The sequence below is a fragment of the Caldicellulosiruptor diazotrophicus genome (genome assembly GCF_017347585.1).
Taxonomy (GTDB): domain Bacteria; phylum Bacillota; class Thermoanaerobacteria; order Caldicellulosiruptorales; family Caldicellulosiruptoraceae; genus Caldicellulosiruptor; species Caldicellulosiruptor diazotrophicus.
In genome coordinates this window covers 1,179,684-1,197,040 of record NZ_AP024480.1, presented here as the reverse complement: position 1 = coordinate 1,197,040, position 17,357 = coordinate 1,179,684, and the positions used below count along the sequence as shown (strand labels likewise).

At 35.5% G+C, this 17,357-nt stretch carries 18 protein-coding genes; 8 read left to right on the top strand and 10 right to left on the bottom strand.

Annotated elements, in window-relative coordinates:
• Positions 1–14 precede the first annotated feature (14 nt).
• The 6 genes from carB to CaldiYA01_RS05680 all read left to right on the top strand — a co-directional run bounded on the left by carB (position 15) and on the right by CaldiYA01_RS05680 (position 6,702).
• A complete protein-coding gene (gene carB, locus CaldiYA01_RS05705; RefSeq protein WP_207182454.1) occupies positions 15–3,242 on the top strand; it encodes a carbamoyl-phosphate synthase large subunit in 3,228 nt (1,075 codons plus the stop codon).
• Complete coding sequence (locus CaldiYA01_RS05700) at positions 3,223–3,990, top strand: dihydroorotate dehydrogenase electron transfer subunit (protein ID WP_207182451.1); 768 nt, start codon at positions 3,223–3,225, stop codon at positions 3,988–3,990. The genes carB and CaldiYA01_RS05700 overlap by 20 nt, the downstream gene beginning before the upstream one ends.
• On the top strand, positions 3,987–4,889 hold the full coding sequence (locus CaldiYA01_RS05695) for a dihydroorotate dehydrogenase (RefSeq protein WP_207182450.1): 903 nt from the start codon (positions 3,987–3,989) through the stop codon (positions 4,887–4,889). Before CaldiYA01_RS05700 ends, CaldiYA01_RS05695 begins: the two co-directional genes overlap by 4 nt.
• Positions 4,890–4,901: 12 nt before the next feature.
• Positions 4,902–5,624, top strand: coding sequence for a histidine phosphatase family protein (locus CaldiYA01_RS05690; protein WP_207182444.1), 723 nt, complete (start codon positions 4,902–4,904; stop codon positions 5,622–5,624).
• Complete coding sequence (pyrE, locus tag CaldiYA01_RS05685; protein WP_207182442.1) at positions 5,617–6,189, top strand: orotate phosphoribosyltransferase; 573 nt, start codon at positions 5,617–5,619, stop codon at positions 6,187–6,189. Before CaldiYA01_RS05690 ends, pyrE begins: the two co-directional genes overlap by 8 nt.
• Before the next feature lie 114 nt (positions 6,190–6,303).
• Positions 6,304–6,702 carry a zinc ribbon domain-containing protein gene (locus tag CaldiYA01_RS05680; protein WP_207182440.1) on the top strand — a complete coding sequence of 133 codons (399 nt, stop codon included), beginning with the start codon at positions 6,304–6,306 and terminating at the stop codon, positions 6,700–6,702.
• A 105-nt stretch (positions 6,703–6,807) separates the two neighbouring features.
• Here CaldiYA01_RS05680 and CaldiYA01_RS05675 read toward each other — a convergent pair whose 3' ends face one another.
• The 5 genes from CaldiYA01_RS05675 to CaldiYA01_RS05655 all read right to left on the bottom strand — a co-directional run bounded on the left by CaldiYA01_RS05675 (position 6,808) and on the right by CaldiYA01_RS05655 (position 11,388).
• A complete protein-coding gene (locus CaldiYA01_RS05675; RefSeq protein ID WP_013403238.1) occupies positions 6,808–7,512 on the bottom strand; it encodes an ABC transporter ATP-binding protein in 705 nt (234 codons plus the stop codon).
• A complete protein-coding gene (locus CaldiYA01_RS05670) occupies positions 7,505–8,275 on the bottom strand; it encodes an ABC transporter ATP-binding protein (protein ID WP_207182437.1) in 771 nt (256 codons plus the stop codon). Before CaldiYA01_RS05670 ends, CaldiYA01_RS05675 begins: the two co-directional genes overlap by 8 nt.
• Positions 8,268–9,206, bottom strand: a complete 939-nt coding sequence (locus CaldiYA01_RS05665; RefSeq protein WP_207182435.1) for a branched-chain amino acid ABC transporter permease — start codon at positions 9,204–9,206, stop codon at positions 8,268–8,270. The genes CaldiYA01_RS05670 and CaldiYA01_RS05665 overlap by 8 nt, the downstream gene beginning before the upstream one ends.
• A 6-nt stretch (positions 9,207–9,212) precedes the next feature.
• Positions 9,213–10,097, bottom strand: a complete 885-nt coding sequence (locus tag CaldiYA01_RS05660; protein WP_207182433.1) for a branched-chain amino acid ABC transporter permease — start codon at positions 10,095–10,097, stop codon at positions 9,213–9,215.
• Positions 10,098–10,215: 118 nt separating this feature from the next.
• Positions 10,216–11,388 carry an ABC transporter substrate-binding protein gene (locus CaldiYA01_RS05655; RefSeq protein WP_207182431.1) on the bottom strand — a complete coding sequence of 391 codons (1,173 nt, stop codon included), beginning with the start codon at positions 11,386–11,388 and terminating at the stop codon, positions 10,216–10,218.
• A 182-nt stretch (positions 11,389–11,570) separates the two neighbouring features.
• Here CaldiYA01_RS05655 and CaldiYA01_RS05650 point away from each other — a divergent pair, with 182 nt between their 5' ends.
• A complete protein-coding gene (locus CaldiYA01_RS05650) occupies positions 11,571–12,116 on the top strand; it encodes a pyruvate kinase alpha/beta domain-containing protein (protein ID WP_207182429.1) in 546 nt (181 codons plus the stop codon).
• Between the two features lie 130 nt (positions 12,117–12,246).
• A complete protein-coding gene (locus CaldiYA01_RS05645; protein ID WP_207182426.1) occupies positions 12,247–13,236 on the top strand; it encodes a tyrosine recombinase XerC in 990 nt (329 codons plus the stop codon).
• A 14-nt stretch (positions 13,237–13,250) separates the two neighbouring features.
• On the opposite strand, the gene CaldiYA01_RS05640 is transcribed toward CaldiYA01_RS05645, so the two are convergent.
• From CaldiYA01_RS05640 to eno, 5 genes are all read right to left on the bottom strand, one after another.
• Positions 13,251–13,580 (bottom strand): LysM peptidoglycan-binding domain-containing protein, encoded by a 330-nt coding sequence (locus tag CaldiYA01_RS05640; RefSeq protein ID WP_207182424.1) that lies wholly within the window; start codon positions 13,578–13,580, stop codon positions 13,251–13,253.
• A 55-nt stretch (positions 13,581–13,635) separates the two neighbouring features.
• Complete coding sequence (locus CaldiYA01_RS05635; protein WP_207182415.1) at positions 13,636–14,079, bottom strand: PIN domain-containing protein; 444 nt, start codon at positions 14,077–14,079, stop codon at positions 13,636–13,638.
• Entirely contained in the window at positions 14,066–14,314 is a 249-nt protein-coding gene (locus CaldiYA01_RS05630; RefSeq protein WP_207182413.1) for a DUF6364 family protein, read from the bottom strand. The genes CaldiYA01_RS05635 and CaldiYA01_RS05630 overlap by 14 nt, the downstream gene beginning before the upstream one ends.
• A 159-nt stretch (positions 14,315–14,473) precedes the next feature.
• Positions 14,474–15,868, bottom strand: coding sequence for a glucuronate isomerase (gene uxaC / locus CaldiYA01_RS05625; protein WP_207182411.1), 1,395 nt, complete (start codon positions 15,866–15,868; stop codon positions 14,474–14,476).
• Between the two features lie 173 nt (positions 15,869–16,041).
• The gene (eno, locus tag CaldiYA01_RS05620) at positions 16,042–17,346 is read right to left on the bottom strand and encodes a phosphopyruvate hydratase (RefSeq protein WP_207182403.1); all 1,305 of its coding nucleotides are present in this window, start codon (positions 17,344–17,346) and stop codon (positions 16,042–16,044) included.
• Between the last annotated feature and the right edge of the window lie 11 nt (positions 17,347–17,357).

Here is a 17,357-nt window from a genome sequence, read left to right as displayed (position 1 = left end):
GGTGAGACTTTAAAGTGCCACTGAGAAAAGATATCAAAAAGGTTTTGGTTATTGGTTCAGGACCGATTATAATTGGCCAGGCAGCTGAGTTTGACTATTCAGGAAGCCAAGCTTGCAAGGCATTAAAAGAGGAAGGCATTGAAGTTGTCCTTATAAACTCAAACCCAGCAACAATTATGACAGACAAAACAATGGCAGACAGTATCTATATTGAGCCTATAACTTGTGAAATAATAGAAAAAATAATTCAAAAAGAAAAAGTTGACTCTATATTACCAACACTTGGAGGGCAAACAGGACTTAATACCGCTGTTGAACTTTACAAAAGCGGAATCCTTGACAAATACAATGTCAAGGTAATTGGAACAAACATTGAAGCTATTGAGTTTGCAGAAGATAGACAACTTTTCAAACAGCTGATGATAAAAATTGGCGAACCTGTGGTTCCAAGTGAGGTTGTAAACTGCGTAGAAGATGGTCTTGCGTTTGCAAAGAAAATAGGCTTTCCTGTTATAATAAGGCCGGCATATACCCTTGGGGGAACTGGCGGTGGTATTGCAAACAATGAAGAGGAGTTTGTAGAGATTGCAAGAAGAGGTCTTTCTTACAGTCCTGTACACCAAATACTTGTAGAGAAAAGTATAAAAGGGTGGAAAGAGATAGAGTATGAGGTTATGCGAGACTCAAACGGATGCCTGATTACCGTGTGTAATATGGAAAATATTGACCCGGTCGGAATTCATACAGGCGATAGCATTGTTGTTGCACCATCGCAGACACTTTCTGATAAAGAATATCAAATGTTAAGGTCATCTGCTCTCAAAATCATAGATGCTCTGAAGATTGAAGGAGGGTGCAATGTCCAGTTTGCCTTAAATCCTGATAGCTTTGAATATGCAGTGATTGAAGTAAATCCAAGAGTCAGCCGCTCATCTGCTTTAGCTTCAAAAGCAACAGGGTATCCAATTGCCAGAATTGCTGCAAAGATTGCGCTTGGCTATACACTTGATGAAATAGAAAATGCTATTACAAAGATGACATACGCAAGTTTTGAACCCGCTCTTGACTATGTTGTTCTGAAAATTCCACGCTGGCCGTTTGACAAGTTTACTTATGCAAACAGAAAACTCGGTACACAGATGAAAGCAACTGGAGAGGTTATGGCAATCGGAAGAACGTTTGAAGAAAGCCTTTTAAAAGGTATAAGGTCTCTTGACATAGGGCTGGACTACTTAGACCTTCCAGAACTAAAAAGTTTAGATAACGAATCTCTTTCAGAACTTATAATGGAGGCTGATGATAGAAGAATTTTTGCACTTGCTGAGGCTATAAGAAGAGGATATGAAGTAGAGTACCTATACCAAATCAGCAAAGTAGATAGATTTTTCCTCCACAAGATTAAAAATATAATTGAGATGGAAGAAAGAATAAGAAAAGAGAAACTAAACAGCAGTATACTTCTTGATGCAAAGAAGATGGGGTTCAGTGACAAGACGATTGCAAATATCAAAGGGATATCTGAAAATGATGTGAGAAGTTTGAGAAAAAACCTAAATATAACACCGGTATATAAAATGGTTGATACATGCGCAGCAGAATTTGAAGCAAAAACTCCATATTATTATTCAACATATGAAAGAGAAAATGATGTAGCAATATCACAAACATCAGATACACAGAGAAAAATTGTTGTTTTGGGCTCAGGTCCGATTAGAATTGGTCAGGGAATTGAGTTTGATTATACTTCTGTACACAGTGTTTTTGCACTCTCAAAGCTTGACATAAAATCTGTGATTATCAATAACAATCCAGAAACTGTAAGTACTGATTTTGATACTTCAGATATGCTCTTTTTTGAACCTCTCACAAAAGAAGATGTGTTAAATGTCATTGAGACAGTGAAGGCAGAAGGTGTGATAGTCCAATTTGGTGGTCAGACAGCTATAAAACTTTCTCAGCAGCTTGCAAAAGAGGGTATCAAGATTTTTGGTACAAGCGCAGAGGGAATAGATATTGCCGAAGACAGAGAAAGATTCGACAAAATCTTGAATAAGCTTAACATCAAAAGACCTCCAGGCTTTACATGTTATACACTGAAAGAAGCCCTTGAAATAGCAAACTCATTGGGATATCCTGTGCTTGTGAGACCATCATATGTTCTTGGTGGACAGGGCATGAAAATTGCCTTTGATGATGACGATATAGTAGAGATGCTCAGCTATGCAAAAAATCTCAATGATCATCCTATCCTCATTGACAAATATATCGTCGGGAAAGAAATAGAGGTTGATGCTATATCTGATGGCGAAGATATCTTAATTCCAGGAATAATGGAACATATTGAAAGAGCAGGTGTTCATTCGGGAGACAGTATTTCCCTGTATCCTGCAAGGAATATTTCAAAGTATATTGAAGAGAAAATTGTCGAATACACGCTCAAAATAGCAAGAGAACTTGAATGCAAAGGACTTATGAATGTGCAGTTTATTGTTCAAAACGAAGAACTTTACGTCATCGAAGTAAATCCAAGAGGCAGCAGAACAGTGCCGTTTTTGAGCAAGGTAACTGGCGTTCCCATGGTTGAGCTTGCAACAATGGTAAGTTTGGGATATAGGCTGAAAGATTTGGTAAACACAGTTGGGCTTTTGCCAAAAAAAGATTTCTATGCCTTTAAAGTTCCTGTTTTCTCATTTGAAAAACTTCCTGATGTTGAAGTATCACTTGGTCCTGAGATGAAGTCAACAGGTGAGGTTATGGGAATTTCGAAAGACTACTATGTTGCTCTTTACAAAGGGCTTGTTGCAAGCGGTACAAAGCTCCCACTAGAAGGTGGTGTACTTTTTACTGTTGCCGACCCTGACAAAAATGAAATCATCCCAATTGCTGAGAAGTTTGAAAAGCTTGGATTCAAGATATACGCAACATCAAAGACAGCAAAACATCTGAATTTTTATCAGGTTGCGGCAAATCATGTTAAAAAAGTGTCTGAAGGAAGTCCAAATATAATAGATCTGATTAGAAATGGAGAAATAAATATTGTCATCAATACTCCTACAAAAGGAAGGCAGCCGCAGAGAGATGGTTTTTTGATAAGAAGGTTTGCTGTGGAAAATAAGGTTCCAATCTTCACTTCAGTTGACACTGCAAAGGCTGTAGTTGAAATTATTGAATTTCTAAAACAAAAAAGAGAACTTGACATATTTAACATAGGAGAGATTGATAATGAAGCTATTAGACGTTGAAATTGAAGAAAATGTAAAGATTGCAAATGATATATTTCTTCTATCCTTTGAATCTGAATATTTAGCAGAAAATTTTAAACCGGGCAATTTTGTGAATATTCTAATTGATAAAGAGAGCATCTATCCTCTTTTGAGAAGACCTTTTAGCATCTCTTTTGTTGAGGGAAAAAGGGTTTATATTGGTTACAAAGTGGTAGGTAAAGGTACAAAACTTCTTTCTCAAAAATCAAAAGGAGAGGTTATTGATATCTTGGGTCCACTTGGAAATTCATTTTTGACAGACACATTCGACGGTAAGGTTGCTGTGATTGGAGGGGGGGTCGGGATTTTCCCTCTTCTTGTCCTCTGTAAAGAGCTCAAAAATAGAGGTAATAAAGTTGATGTATTTCTTGGATTCAGAGATTTAAACTCAATGTTTTTGGTAGAAGGATTTAAGGACATTTGTGACAATACCTTAATAGCAACAGATGATGGCAGTAGAGGTTATAAAGGGAGTGTTGTTGAGCTTTTTAAAGCCAATGTTTCAAATGAAGAATATAAGGTTGTTTTTTGCTGTGGTCCGAAGCCTATGTTAAAGGCGATTAAAAATCTTAATCTTCCTGTAAAATGTTATGCCTCTTTAGAGGAAAAAATGGCGTGCGGGATAGGCGCATGTCTTTGCTGCAGTATAAAAGGAAAAGATGACAAAATGTATCATGTGTGTTCAGATGGCCCTGTTTTTGATATAATGGAGGTTGAGATTGAATGAATTTAGAAGTTGAAATAGCGGGGATAAAACTCAAAAACCCTGTTATTGCAGCATCAGGCACATTTGGTTTTGGTCGTGAATATTCAAAGTTAATTGACATAAGTGAATTTGGCGCTATCTGTACAAAGGGCATCACCTTAAAAAAGAGAATTGGCAATCCGCAGCCAAGACTTTGTGAAGTGTATGCAGGAATAATAAATTCTGTTGGTCTTGAGAATCCCGGAGTTGAAGCATTTGTAAATGAAGAGCTCCCTTTTTTAAAAGGCCTTGATACCAAAATCATTGCTAATATAAACGGTTTTACCAAAGAAGAGTTTGTTGAGCTTACAAAAATATTAACTTCACTTGTAGATATGATTGAAGTAAATTTATCTTGCCCGAACGTGAAAGAAGGCGGAATGGTCTTTGGTAAAGACCCAAAAAAAGTCTATGAGATAACAAAGTCTGTAAGGAATGTGGCAAGCTGTCCAATAATTGTTAAACTAACACCAAATGTCACAGATATAACCCAGTTGGCAGTAGCTGCAGAAAATGCAGGGGCTGATGCAATTTCGCTTATAAACACTGTATCTGCTATGGCAATTGACATTGAAACAAGAAAACCCCTGATAAAGATGGTAACAGGTGGACTTTCAGGTCCTGCTATAAAGCCAATTGCAGTTAGAATGGTTTATGAGTGTTTCAAGAAAGTTAGAATACCCATTATTGGCATGGGAGGAATTATGAATTACAAAGATGCCATTGAGTTTTTTATTGCTGGAGCAACTGCCATTCAGATAGGTACTGTAAATTTTATAAATCCTAAAGCTGTTTGTGAAATAAAAGAGGGAATTGAGGCTTATCTTGAAAGAAAGGGTTTTAATTCCATAAAAGAGCTTGTAGGTAACATAAATATCTGAGGTGAAAACAAAATGTTAAAGACAGTTGTATATCTTATTCGCCATGCAGAGGCAGAGGGAAATTTTATAAGAAGGTTTCATGGTATTACAGATTCTAATGTAACAGAAAAAGGTAAATTGCAAGCTCAAAAACTTGCAGAAAGATTAAAAAATGTCCATTTTGATGTAATTTATTCAAGTCCTCTGAAAAGAGCCTTCTATACTGCAAGCAAAATAGGAGAGGGAAGAGATATAAAGATTATAGTAAGAGAAGATTTGATAGAGATAAACGGTGGAGATTGGGAAGACAGGTGCTGGGATGAACTTCCATTGCTTTATCCAACGGAGTATGAAATGTGGGAGAAAATGCCTCACAAGCACTGTATGCCAAATGGCGAAAGTATGTATGAACTTTTCTTGAGAGCAAAATCTGCTTTTGAGGACATTGTAAAGTCAAATGTTGGTAAGAGAATATGTATTGTAACCCACGGAACGTTAATCAGAGCTCTTCTGACCTATATAAAAGGATATGAATTTGAAAGACTCAATGAAATTTTATGGCAGGACAACACAGCTATAAATATAATTGAGTACAAAGAGGGAAAATATCACCTTGTTGTTGAGGGTGACTGGTCCCACCTTGGCGAGGAGCTTTCAACAATCGCTTACCAGGATTGGTGGCAACAGTTTTTAAAGGAAAGAGGAATTGAAAAACAAGATATTACTATTATTGAAAGGAGAGAGAGTTATGAATAAAGAAGCTTACATTCAAATGTTTAAAGACACAGATGCTCTTTTGGAAGGACATTTTCTTTTGTCCTCTGGAAAACACAGTGCAAAGTACCTTCAATGTGCAAAAGTATTGCAATACCCAAACTTAGCAGAAATGATCTGCAGGGACCTTGCACAACACTTTAAAGATCAACAAATTGACGTCGTTATAGGCCCTGCGTTGGGAGCAGTAACACTTTCATACGAACTTGCAAGACAGCTAAATTGCCGTTCTATCTTTGCAGAAAGAGAAGACGGAATAATGAAACTTAGAAGAGGATTTAAGATTGAAGAGGGAGAAAAAGTTTTGGTAGTTGAAGATGTCATAACAACAGGCGGGTCTGTAAGAGAGATAATTGAGATTGTAAAAGAATACAGTGGGGAAGTTGTAGCAGTTGCTGGCATTGTAGATAGAAGTGGCGGAAAGGTAGACCTTGGCTATCCTTTAAAAACCCTTCTTACACTGGAAATTGAAACTTTTGAGCCTGAAGAGTGTCCGCTTTGTAAAGAAGGTATACCTATTGTGAAGCCTGGAAGTAGGAAAAAATAAGTTGGGATATGCATAATTGAAATTATTAATCCAAAAAAGTAATATTGACAGTTAATTGATAAAAGTGATAGAATGTTATAAATATTAGTTGGAAACATGGAGGATATATAAAATTTGAGAATATGTCCAAAATGTAACGAGTTAAATGGTGAAAACAGAACAGAATGTTGGAAATGTGGAGCTATTTTAGGTCCAGTAGATAAGTACAAAAAAATTTGTCTGAAATGTGGGCGAATATACCCTCAGAGAGCAGAAATTTGCGATGAATGTGGAGGAAAACTGGCAGTATATAGTGAAGATACTAATTACAAATATAGTAAAACTAATAATAGTGTTTTTTGGTTATACATAGTTTCAATATTGTTTCCAATTATCGGTATTATATTGGGTTGCATCTATATAGCAAGAAGGGAAGATAATTTGGGAAAATCTTTGATTATAACAAGCATAGTCGTTATACTTATTTCAATCTTTATAAGTTTGCTCTTTGTCAGTTGTTCTCCTAACTTTTGATTTTTTGATAAAAAATCAGCATAATAAAAAATGCAGGGTCTTTTTAAAAACAACGTTGCTGGACAAGATAGCCCTGCATTTTTTTATTTTTAATATTTTTTCAAATCAACCACCTAAATAAGCTTTTTTAACCTCGGGATTTGCTGCAATCTCTTTTGCATCTCCAGATAAAACAATTTTACCTGTCTCTATTACATACGCCCTGTCTGCGATTGAAAGTGCCATGTGGGCATTTTGTTCAATCAAAAGTATAGTTGTACCTTGTGAGTTTATTTCTTTTATTATCTTAAAAATCTCAGTTACAAGTATAGGTGCTAAGCCCATTGAAGGCTCGTCAAGAAGCAGAAGCTTTGGTCTTGACATTAGAGCTCTTCCAATTGCAAGCATCTGCTGCTCTCCACCGGAGAGAGTACCTGCTAATTGGTTCTTTCTTTCATATAACCTTGGAAATCTCTCAAACACCTTTTTCAAATCTTCTTTTATTCCTTGCTTGTCTTTTCTCAAGTACGCGCCAAGCTCTAAGTTTTCAAGAACAGTCATTTCTGGGAATACACGTCTGCCTTCTGGTACGTGTGAAATACCAAGCTTGACTATTTCCATAGATGACTTTTTTGTTATATCAATATCTTCAAAATAGATTGAACCTGTACGAGGCCTAATAAGACCAGAGATTGTTTTGAGCAGGGTAGATTTTCCTGCACCGTTTGCACCAATTAACGTAACAATCTCACCTTTTTGAACATCTAATGATACTGAAAACAAGGCCTGTATGGCTCCATAGTAAACATCTATTCCATTTACCTTAAGCAAACTCTAAATCCCCCTCTCCAAGGTAGGCTTCTATCACACGAGGGTTGTTCTTGACCTCAATAGGAGTTCCGACAGCTATAACTTCTCCATAGTCAAGAACATAGATTTTCTCACATATGTCCATTACAACCGACATGTCATGTTCAATTAAAAGTATAGTCAAATCAAACTTCTCTTTTATAAATTTAATAAGATTCTTTAGCTCCTGTGTTTCTTGAGGATTCATTCCGGCTGCTGGTTCGTCTAATAAAAGGAGTTTTGGTGATGTTGCAAGTGCACGAACAATTTCAAGCTTCCTTTGTTCACCATAGGGCAGATTTTTAGCAAGTTCAAATCTTTTTTCATAAAGTCCAAAGATTTTTAGAAGTTCTTCAGCTTTTTTATGATTTTGTTCTTCTTCTTTCAAAAACTTTGAGGTTCTGAAAATTGCATCGAAAAGGTTATAACTAATGTTCTTATGAAAAGAAATTTTCACATTGTCAATTACACTGAGTTCCTTAAACAATCTTATGTTCTGAAAAGTCCTTGAAATCCCCAGCGCAGAAACCTGGTATGTCTTTTTATAAGTTATATCGTAGTTTGAAAATTCTATCCTGCCAGTATTAGGATTATATATACCTGAAATCACATTAAACACTGTGGTTTTCCCAGCACCATTGGGACCAATAAGCCCGATTATTGCACCTTTTTCAATATCAATATTGACATTGTTCAGCGCTACAATTCCTCCAAAATTGACTGTCACATTTTTTATCTTAAGCATTTTTCTCACCACCAATTGGTATAAGCTTTGAAAGTCTTATTTCTTTTGTCCCCATAAGCCCTTGAGGCCTAAATAACATAATTATTATCAAAATAAGAGAATATAAAACCATTCTCACTGCAGGATAATCTTGTAACAAAGCTGAAATTATTGTTAAAACTATAGCAGAGATAATTGAACCTGATATGCTTCCAAGTCCACCCAAAACAACTATCACTAATATGTCAATTGATTTAAAGAAGTTGAACATATCTGGCTGTATAAATCCAAAAGAACCGGAATAAATTGAGCCTGCAACACCTGCAAAAAAGGCACCTATCATAAATGCCAGAACTTTATATAAAGTTGTGTTGATTCCCATAGCTTCTGCAGCTATCTCATCTTCTCTGATGGCAATCATGGCTCTGCCAAACGACGAGTTGATAATATTTAATATAACCACTACACTTAAGACTGTAATGACAAAATATCCGGTCCAGTCAATTCCTTGTGGTATATCACTTATTCCACTTGCGCCACCCAAGTAATCTATATTTTGTATTATTACTCTTATAATCTCTCCAAAACCAAGTGTAGCAATTGCAAGATAGTCACCCCTCAACCTCAGTACTGGAAGGCCAATAATAAGACCACATATCATTGCAAATAACCCACCAATTAAAACGGTAAGATAAAAAGGCACCGGTTTTTCAAGAGTGGTTAAAACTGCAGTTGTATATGCTCCAATTGCCATAAATCCTGCGTGTCCAAGGGAAAACTGACCAGTGATACCATTTATTAAATTTAAACTAACGGCTAAAATAATATTCAACATTATCAAAAAGAGGTTTAGTTTGATATAATCATCTATAATGCCAATCTTCATTAAAAGCGTTATTATTAAATACAAAACAATTATAAATGCAGAATATACCAGAAGTCTCTTTTTCATCTTTCCCTACACCTTCTCTTTTATATTTTTTCCAAGTAGGCCTGAAGGTTTTATAATCAAAATCAATATCAAAAGGGCGAATGCAACTGCATCTTTGTACATAGAACTGCCGTATCCACTTACAAGAGTTTCAATAATACCAAGGGAAAATCCACCGAGCATTGCACCAGGAATGATACCAATTCCACCAAACACAGCGGCTATAAAAGCTTTGAGTCCAGGCAAAACACCCATAAGAGGGTTTATAGTGTTATAGTAAAGTCCTACTAAAACACCAGCTGCTGCAGCAAGAGCAGAGCCTATTGCAAATGTATATGAAATTGTAGTGTCAACGTTTATACCCATCAATCTTGCTGCATCCATATCTTGAGATACCGCTCTCATTGCTTTTCCTATTTTTGTCTTTTTAACAACGAAGTTTAGAATTATCATCAAAAGTACTGTAATAATTAGAAGGTATATCTGTTTGTTGTTTACCACTATTCTACCTTGGAACAGATGATAATTTTTTTCAGCAACAAGTCTTGGAAAAACTCTTGAATCAGCTCCCATTATAATTTGCATCAAATTCTCTAAAAGTAGCGAAACGCCAATTGCTGTTATTAATGCTGAAATTCTTGGTGAATTTCTCAAAGGCTTGTAGGCAAATTTCTCAATAAGCATTCCTAAAATACTACAGAACCCCATAGAAACAATCAAAGAAGGTATTAAACCCAGTTTCAAATATGTAACACTCAGATACGCAATATATGCGCCAACCATAAAAATGTCACCATGGGCAAAATTTATAAGCTTAATTATTCCATAAACCATTGTATAACCAAGGCTTATAAGAGCGTAGACACTTCCCAATGTTATACCATTTATTAATTGTTGGATAAAAGTGGACAATTTGCTTTTCACCTCTTTCAAAATCTTTAAACTCATTTACAACAAAATGGGAAATAATAACATAACGGAAGGGGCTTACTACTCACGCATACCCCTTCCGGTTTTTGCTTGTAGTTATTTATGGATTGAGTTTTTGTTTAAATTTCTGAACACCATTCTTTAGCTCAATAATAACAGCAGATTTTTCAGCATTGTGATATTTATTTATGTTAATAATTCCTGTGACACCAACAAAGTTCTTTGTATTTTCAATCGCTATTCTCAATCTTTCTCTATCCTTTGCTAAACTGTCAAACTTCAAATTAGCCCTTTTGAGAGCATCTGCAATGAAATATCCAAGATCATAACCAAGAGCAGCGAATGCATTTGGTTCTTGCTTGTATTTTGCCTTAAACTTCTTTATAAACTCTTGAACCTTTGCATCTGTATCTTGAGAAGAATAATGAGCAGAGAAAAACACGTTGTTAGCATTATTTTTGCCAGCCTTTTCAACAACTTTTGGATCATCAAAACCATCTGCACCAAGTATAGGAATATTCATTCCAAGTTCACGAGCCTGTTTTATGATAAGACCTGCTTCATCGTAATAAACAGGAGCAAACAATACATCTGGTTTTTTGTCTCTTATTTTTGTAATTATACTACTAAAATCTTGTTCACCCTTGCCAAATGCCTCTTGAGCAATAACTTTTCCTCCATTTTTCACAAATGTATTTTTGAAGTTCTTAAATAACCCTTTGCTATAATCCGATGTTGCATCATAAATTATAGCTGCTTTTTTAGCTTTTAAAGTTTTCAATGCAAAGTTAGCCATTACATTTCCTTGGAATGAGTCGTTAAAACACGTTCTGAAAACATATGTCTTTGTTTTACCAGTTTTCTCATCAACTGTGACAGTATCATCAGTTGCTGAAGGTGAAATTATTGGAACTTTATGCTTTGTTGCAGCCACTGCAGCTGACTTTGTGGCACCTGAAGTTGCTGGTCCTAAAATAGCAAGCACATTCTCTCTCACAGCAAGTTTCGTTGCAACATTTTGAGCTTCGGTTTTGTCAGATTTGTTGTCAATAACTACAAGCTCAATCTTCTTTCCAGAAATGCCGCCTTTTTGATTAATTTCATCAATTGCAAGCTTTATACCTTCGAGTTCTTTTTGTCCATATTGAGCAACTGCCTGTGAAAGTTCTAAATCTACACCTATCTTAATAACATTTTTAGAAGACGCAAATGATACAGCGAATATTGAAAGCAAAAATGTTAACAAGACGATAAGCGAAACAACTCTCTTCACAAAAGTTCACTCTCCTTCTGAAAATCTTTATATGTATTTTGCCTTCATAGTTTATAGTATAAAATATCTTTAAATTGAATACAAGTATTCAGATTGTTTTTATGTTGATATTATAGACATCATTACTCTCTTGTTGTAAAATTAATATACCAGAGGAAAACCATGGGGTAGGGGTGAGTAATATGTACTTTAAGTCTGCAGGACCTCATAATACTCTAAAGACAGTAGAGCTTGCGATAAAAACTGCTAACGAAAGAAATATTAACCATATTGTAGTGGCTTCGTGTAGCGGAAGTACAGCTAAACTTCTAAAAGATTGTGGGAAAAATGTTGTCGTTGTAACACACGTAAATGGTTTTTCTGAACCTGGAAAAATGGAAATAAGCCAGGAAACTATTGAAGAGCTTAAAGCAATAGGATTTAAGGTCTATACGGGCACACATGTTTTGTCAGGTGCTGAAAGAGGAATATCGAGAAAGTTTGGTGGAATATATCCAGTTGAAATCATGGCACATACACTTAGAATGCTCGGACAAGGCGTAAAGGTTGCAGTAGAGATTTCTGTTATGGCCTTAGATGCAGGACTGATACCATATGGTGAAGATATAATTGCGATTGGCGGAACATCTGAAGGTGCAGACACTGCTGTAATTATAAGACCTTCACATGCAGCTTCTATATTTGAAACAAAGATTAAAGAAATAATTTGCAAACCTTATGAATTTTAAGAAGCCACATAGGGTTGTTAAACAAGAAAAAGAAAAAAGGTTGACATGATAAAAAGAAGAGAAGTATAATAGATTTAAGAAAATATAATTGCACAAAATAAAAATTTTGTGCAATGAAGGGAATGAGAAAATGGATTTCTCGGGTGTCCCACCTTTTGTAGTCGATTTTTTAAACTATATGATTACAATCAAAAACAAATCACCAAATACAATTAAAGAATATTACTATGACTTGAGAACTTTTCTAAGATATCTAAAAGCAAAAGATTTGAATATTTTAAGCCAAATCGAAAAGATTGATGATCTTGAAAATATCGATGTAAGCAGCTTTGAAATTGAAAAACTAAAAACCTTAACTCTTAGCAATCTATATGAATATTTTTCTTTCCTTGCAACACGCTTTAACAACGGTCCTCATGCAAGAGCCCGAAAAGTTGCCTCAATTAGAAGCTTTTTTAAATACCTTTACAGCAAAGCCAAACTCATTTCTGATAACCCCGCAAAAGATTTAGAATCGCCAAAACTTGGTAAAAGAAATCCAAGATATCTTACACTTGAGGAAAGCAAAAAGCTACTTTCTACAATTGACGGTGAAAATAAAGAAAGGGATTTTGCAATAATTACCCTTTTTCTAAACTGTGGTCTTAGACTTTCAGAACTTGTAAATATAAACCTTTCAGATATAAAAGAAGATATGCTAAGAATTGTTGGTAAAGGAAACAAAGAAAGAATAATATATTTAAATAAAGCATGTAGAGAAGCTATCGAAAATTATTTAAAAGTTCGCCCTACAGAAGGTGTAAGGGACAAAGATGCCCTTTTCTTGAGTGAGAGAAAGAAAAGAATTAGCAGAAGAACTGTTCAATACATTGTTGAAAAGTATGTGAAAATGGCAGGTATAAATCAGAAAAGGATTTCTGCCCACAAGCTTCGTCACACGGCAGCAACACTTATGTACAGGCACGGCAAAGTTGATATAAGGTCTCTTCAGACTATCTTGGGTCATCAAAGTATCTCCACAACAGAGATTTATACTCATGTAAATGACGATGACATCAAAAAAGCCTTTGAAAAAAACCCCCTCTCAGGAGAAAACCAAGATACTCAACAAAGCTCCTGACAGGGGGGCTTGTTTTATCTTTCACACAAAAGTTTGTATGTCTTCACATCCACAAATTTTAATACTTGCCCAGGATACACCATTGCTTTTTCCAATTTATTTACTTTTCGTATAAAAGAGATATAATCGCGAATGTCTACGCTATCATCAACAAAATCCTTTGAAATTGTCCACAGCGAATCTCCCTCTTTTACCTTCACAAATATCCAATTTATATTCTTTTCTTTATCAATTCCCTTCCCTTCTCCAATCGAAATCATTAAAACCATTATAACAAATATCATTAAAAGAAACAGTGCAATACCAAAACGAAACTTATTTCTTATAACAACCTTTGTTCTCATAAAATATTCATTCTCTCCGATAAAATGTTCTATATAAAGGATATCAAACAAATGTTTATATGTCAAGAGGTGAAAACAAAAAAGGATTTACTACTTTTATTTTCCCAAAATACTGACCAGAATTTAAATCTTCACTCCATACTACTGAACATCCCAAATTTATAGCGCTGCAAAGTATTAAAGCATCCCAAAAAGATATTTTATATCTTTGTGAGATCTTGATAGCTTCTAAAATATCTTTTACTTCAATTGTAGCTACCTTCCATAAACTTAAGTCTGATATGATTTGAAAAGCGCTGTCAAAACTTAAAGGATTTTTAACCTTTTTTGTAATAACAACAAAAAATTCTTGAAGAACTTGAGTGCTCAAGGCACCATTTCTTTCTTTCCAAAGTTTCTCCACAATTTGTTTAGCTACTACGTGCTTTTCACATGCAGATTTATCATAAGCATAGACCAAAATATTTGTGTCAACAAATTGATAGTTACTTTCTTTCATATAAATCTTCTCTCCTCCACGTGATTGTTCCACCTGTTCCAAGGTCAAATCCTTCTTCTAAAAGTTTAAGATGTTGTAAATAGATTTTCTGATATGACTCTTCTCTATTTACAAGTTCTTCTAACAAGCTTGTGAGCAGCGCAGAAATAGATGTATTTCTTTCAACAGCAATATGTTTTATCTTTTGAATTAGTTCCTTAGGAAGAGACAAAGTAATGTTCTGATATTTACGCATACTATTTCACCTCCACGTAAAATAGTGTATCACATATTTACGTGAAATTCAACATTAAGTTTGGATGTATTATTCACCAATCAATTATGTGATAGGAAATGTAAGTATAAAAATAGGGTGGAATATACAATTCCACCCTATGTCCTCTTCATCTATCTTTTAAAACCCAAAATACTCTTTTGCATTATAATAACAAATGCCCTGAACTATTTTGCTAAGTGTTTCCAAATCATAAGGATATTCGCCGTTTTCTACCCACTTGCCAATCAAATTGCAAAGAAGTCTTCTAAAGTATTCATGTCTTGCATAAGACAGAAAGCTTCGAGAATCTGTTACCATTCCAACAAATCGGCTCAAAAGCCCAAGATTTGCAAGGTCTTTCATCTGCTGAAGGTTTCCGTCTTTGCTATCATTGAACCACCAAGCTGCACCAAGTTGCATCTTGCCAGGAATTCCACCACCTTGGAAAGATCCCATGATTGTTGCAAGAACATAGTTGTCTTTTGGATTTAAAGAATACAAAATTGTTTTTGGCAAAGAGTTTTCTTTCTCTAATGAATCAAGTAATTTAACAAGTGCAATAGCTACTTGATTATCATTTATTGAATCATATCCTGTGTCAGGCCCCAAAATATTGAACATTCGTGTGTTGTTGTTTCTCAGAGCATTTATATGAAGCTGCATTGCCCAGCCAAGATTTGAATAAACTTTCCCTAAGAACCTTAATGTATACGTTTTATATTTCGCAACTTCAATTTCTGTTAGTTTCTCACCGGCTAAAGCTTTTTTGAAAATATTAGCTACTTCATCAAAAGATGCATCGGCAAAAACCATATCGTCAATAGCATGGTCTGAGATGCGACACCCCACAGAGTGGAAAAACTCTGCTCTTGCCCTTAAGGCATTTAAAAACTCATCATAGCTTTCTATCTTTTTTCCATAAACTTTCCCAAGTTTTTCTACCCACGGGATGAAGGTTTCTCTTTCGATATTCACACCCTTGTCAGGTCTGAAAGTAGGATAAACTTTGACATTGAAGTCTTTATCTTCTTTCAGTTTTAAATGATACTCAAGTGTATCAACAGGGTCGTCTGTTGTGCAGATTAATTCTACATTGGACTTTAAAATTATATCTCTTGCACCAAGATCTTTTAGAACTTTGTTTGTCTTTTCCCAAATGATAGGTGCAGATTTTTCATTCAATATATCATCTATTCCAAAATATCTTTTAAGTTCTAAATGTGTCCAATGATAAATTGGGTTTCCTATTGCCATTGGAATGGTCTTTGCCCATGCCAAGAACTTTTCATAGTCATCTGCATCTCCTGTTATATACTTTTCTTCAATTCCGTTTGCTCTCATAAGCCTCCACTTGTAATGGTCTCCTCCAAGCCAAACCTCTGTTATGTTTTTAAACCTCTTATTTTCATAAATTTCCTTTGGGTTTAAATGACAGTGGAAATCTACAATTGGCATATACTTTGCATATTTTTCGTACAGCACTTTAGCAGTCTGGTTATTCAAGAGAAAGTCCTCATCCATAAATCTTTTCATCTTTCCAAACCTCCTTGAAACTTGTTTCAACACAATTTCTAAAAGATTCAAACAAAATTCACAACAAAATCAGTTTGAATATATTATAAAATGAAAAGAGGGAAAGTTCAACACTTCCCCTCTCTCTTTATTCCATTGTGAATCCAAAAACTTATCTTTGGACTTTTGTGGAGTTACTTTTTCTTCAAGTTAAAAAATGCGTTCATTCCAGGATATACGGCAATGCTGCCAAGCTCCTCTTCAATTCGTAAGAGCTGATTGTATTTTGCCACTCTGTCTGTTCTTGACGGTGCACCTGTCTTTATCTGACCAGCATTTACCGCAACAACAAGGTCAGCAATTGTTGTATCTTCTGTCTCACCAGACCTATGAGATACAACCGCAGTGTAACCTGCTCTGTTTGCCATCTCAATTGCTTCTAAAGTTTCTGTAAGTGTTCCTATCTGGTTGAGCTTAATTAATATTGAGTTTGCAACACCAAGCTCAATTCCCTTTGCAAGCCTCTTTGTATTTGTAACAAACAAGTCATCACCAACAAGCTGAATTTTGTTACCAAGTGCTTCAGTGAGCATCTTCCAGCCTTCCCAGTCCTCTTCTGCAACACCGTCTTCAATGGAAACTATTGGATATTTCTCAACAAGCTTTACCCAGAACTCTACCATTTCTTCTTTTGTTCTAACTTTACCTTCTCTTTCGAAATGATACTTTCCATCTTCTTCATTGTAGAGCTCTGATGTTGCAGGGTCAAGTGCAATTGCAATGTCCTTACCAGGAGTATAACCAGCTTTTTCTATTGCTTCAACAATCACTTCCAATGGCTCTTCGTTAGACTTCAAGTTTGGCGCAAATCCGCCCTCATCACCAACTGTTGTGTTGTATCCTCTTGCTTTGAGCACATTTCTCAAGTGATGGAAAGTCTCAGCACACATCCTGAGTGCTTCACTAAAAGATTTTGCACCAACAGGCATAATCATAAACTCTTGCAAATCAACCGAGTTGTCAGCATGTTTACCACCGTTTAAGATGTTCATCATTGGAACAGGCAAGTATTTTGCGTTGACACCACCAATGTATTGATACAGTGGAAGGCCAAGTGCGTTTGCTGCTGCCTTTGCAACTGCTAAAGATACACCCAAAATTGCGTTTGCACCAAGCTTGCTCTTGTTCTCTGTTCCATCAAGCTCAATCATAAGTCTGTCAATCTCAACTTGGTTAAGAGCATTCATTCCAATAATCTCTGGTGCAATAACCTCATTCACATTTTCAACTGCTTTGAGAACACCTTTGCCCATATATCTTTTTTTATCACCATCTCTGAGCTCAACAGCCTCAAATATACCTGTTGATGCACCCGATGGAACAGCAGCTCTACCTACAAATTCATCATTTACAATAACCTCTACCTCAACAGTTGGGTTTCCTCTTGAATCAAGAATTTCTCTTGCCTTTACAGCTGTAATTGAAAGATCAACTTTCATTCGTTTATTCC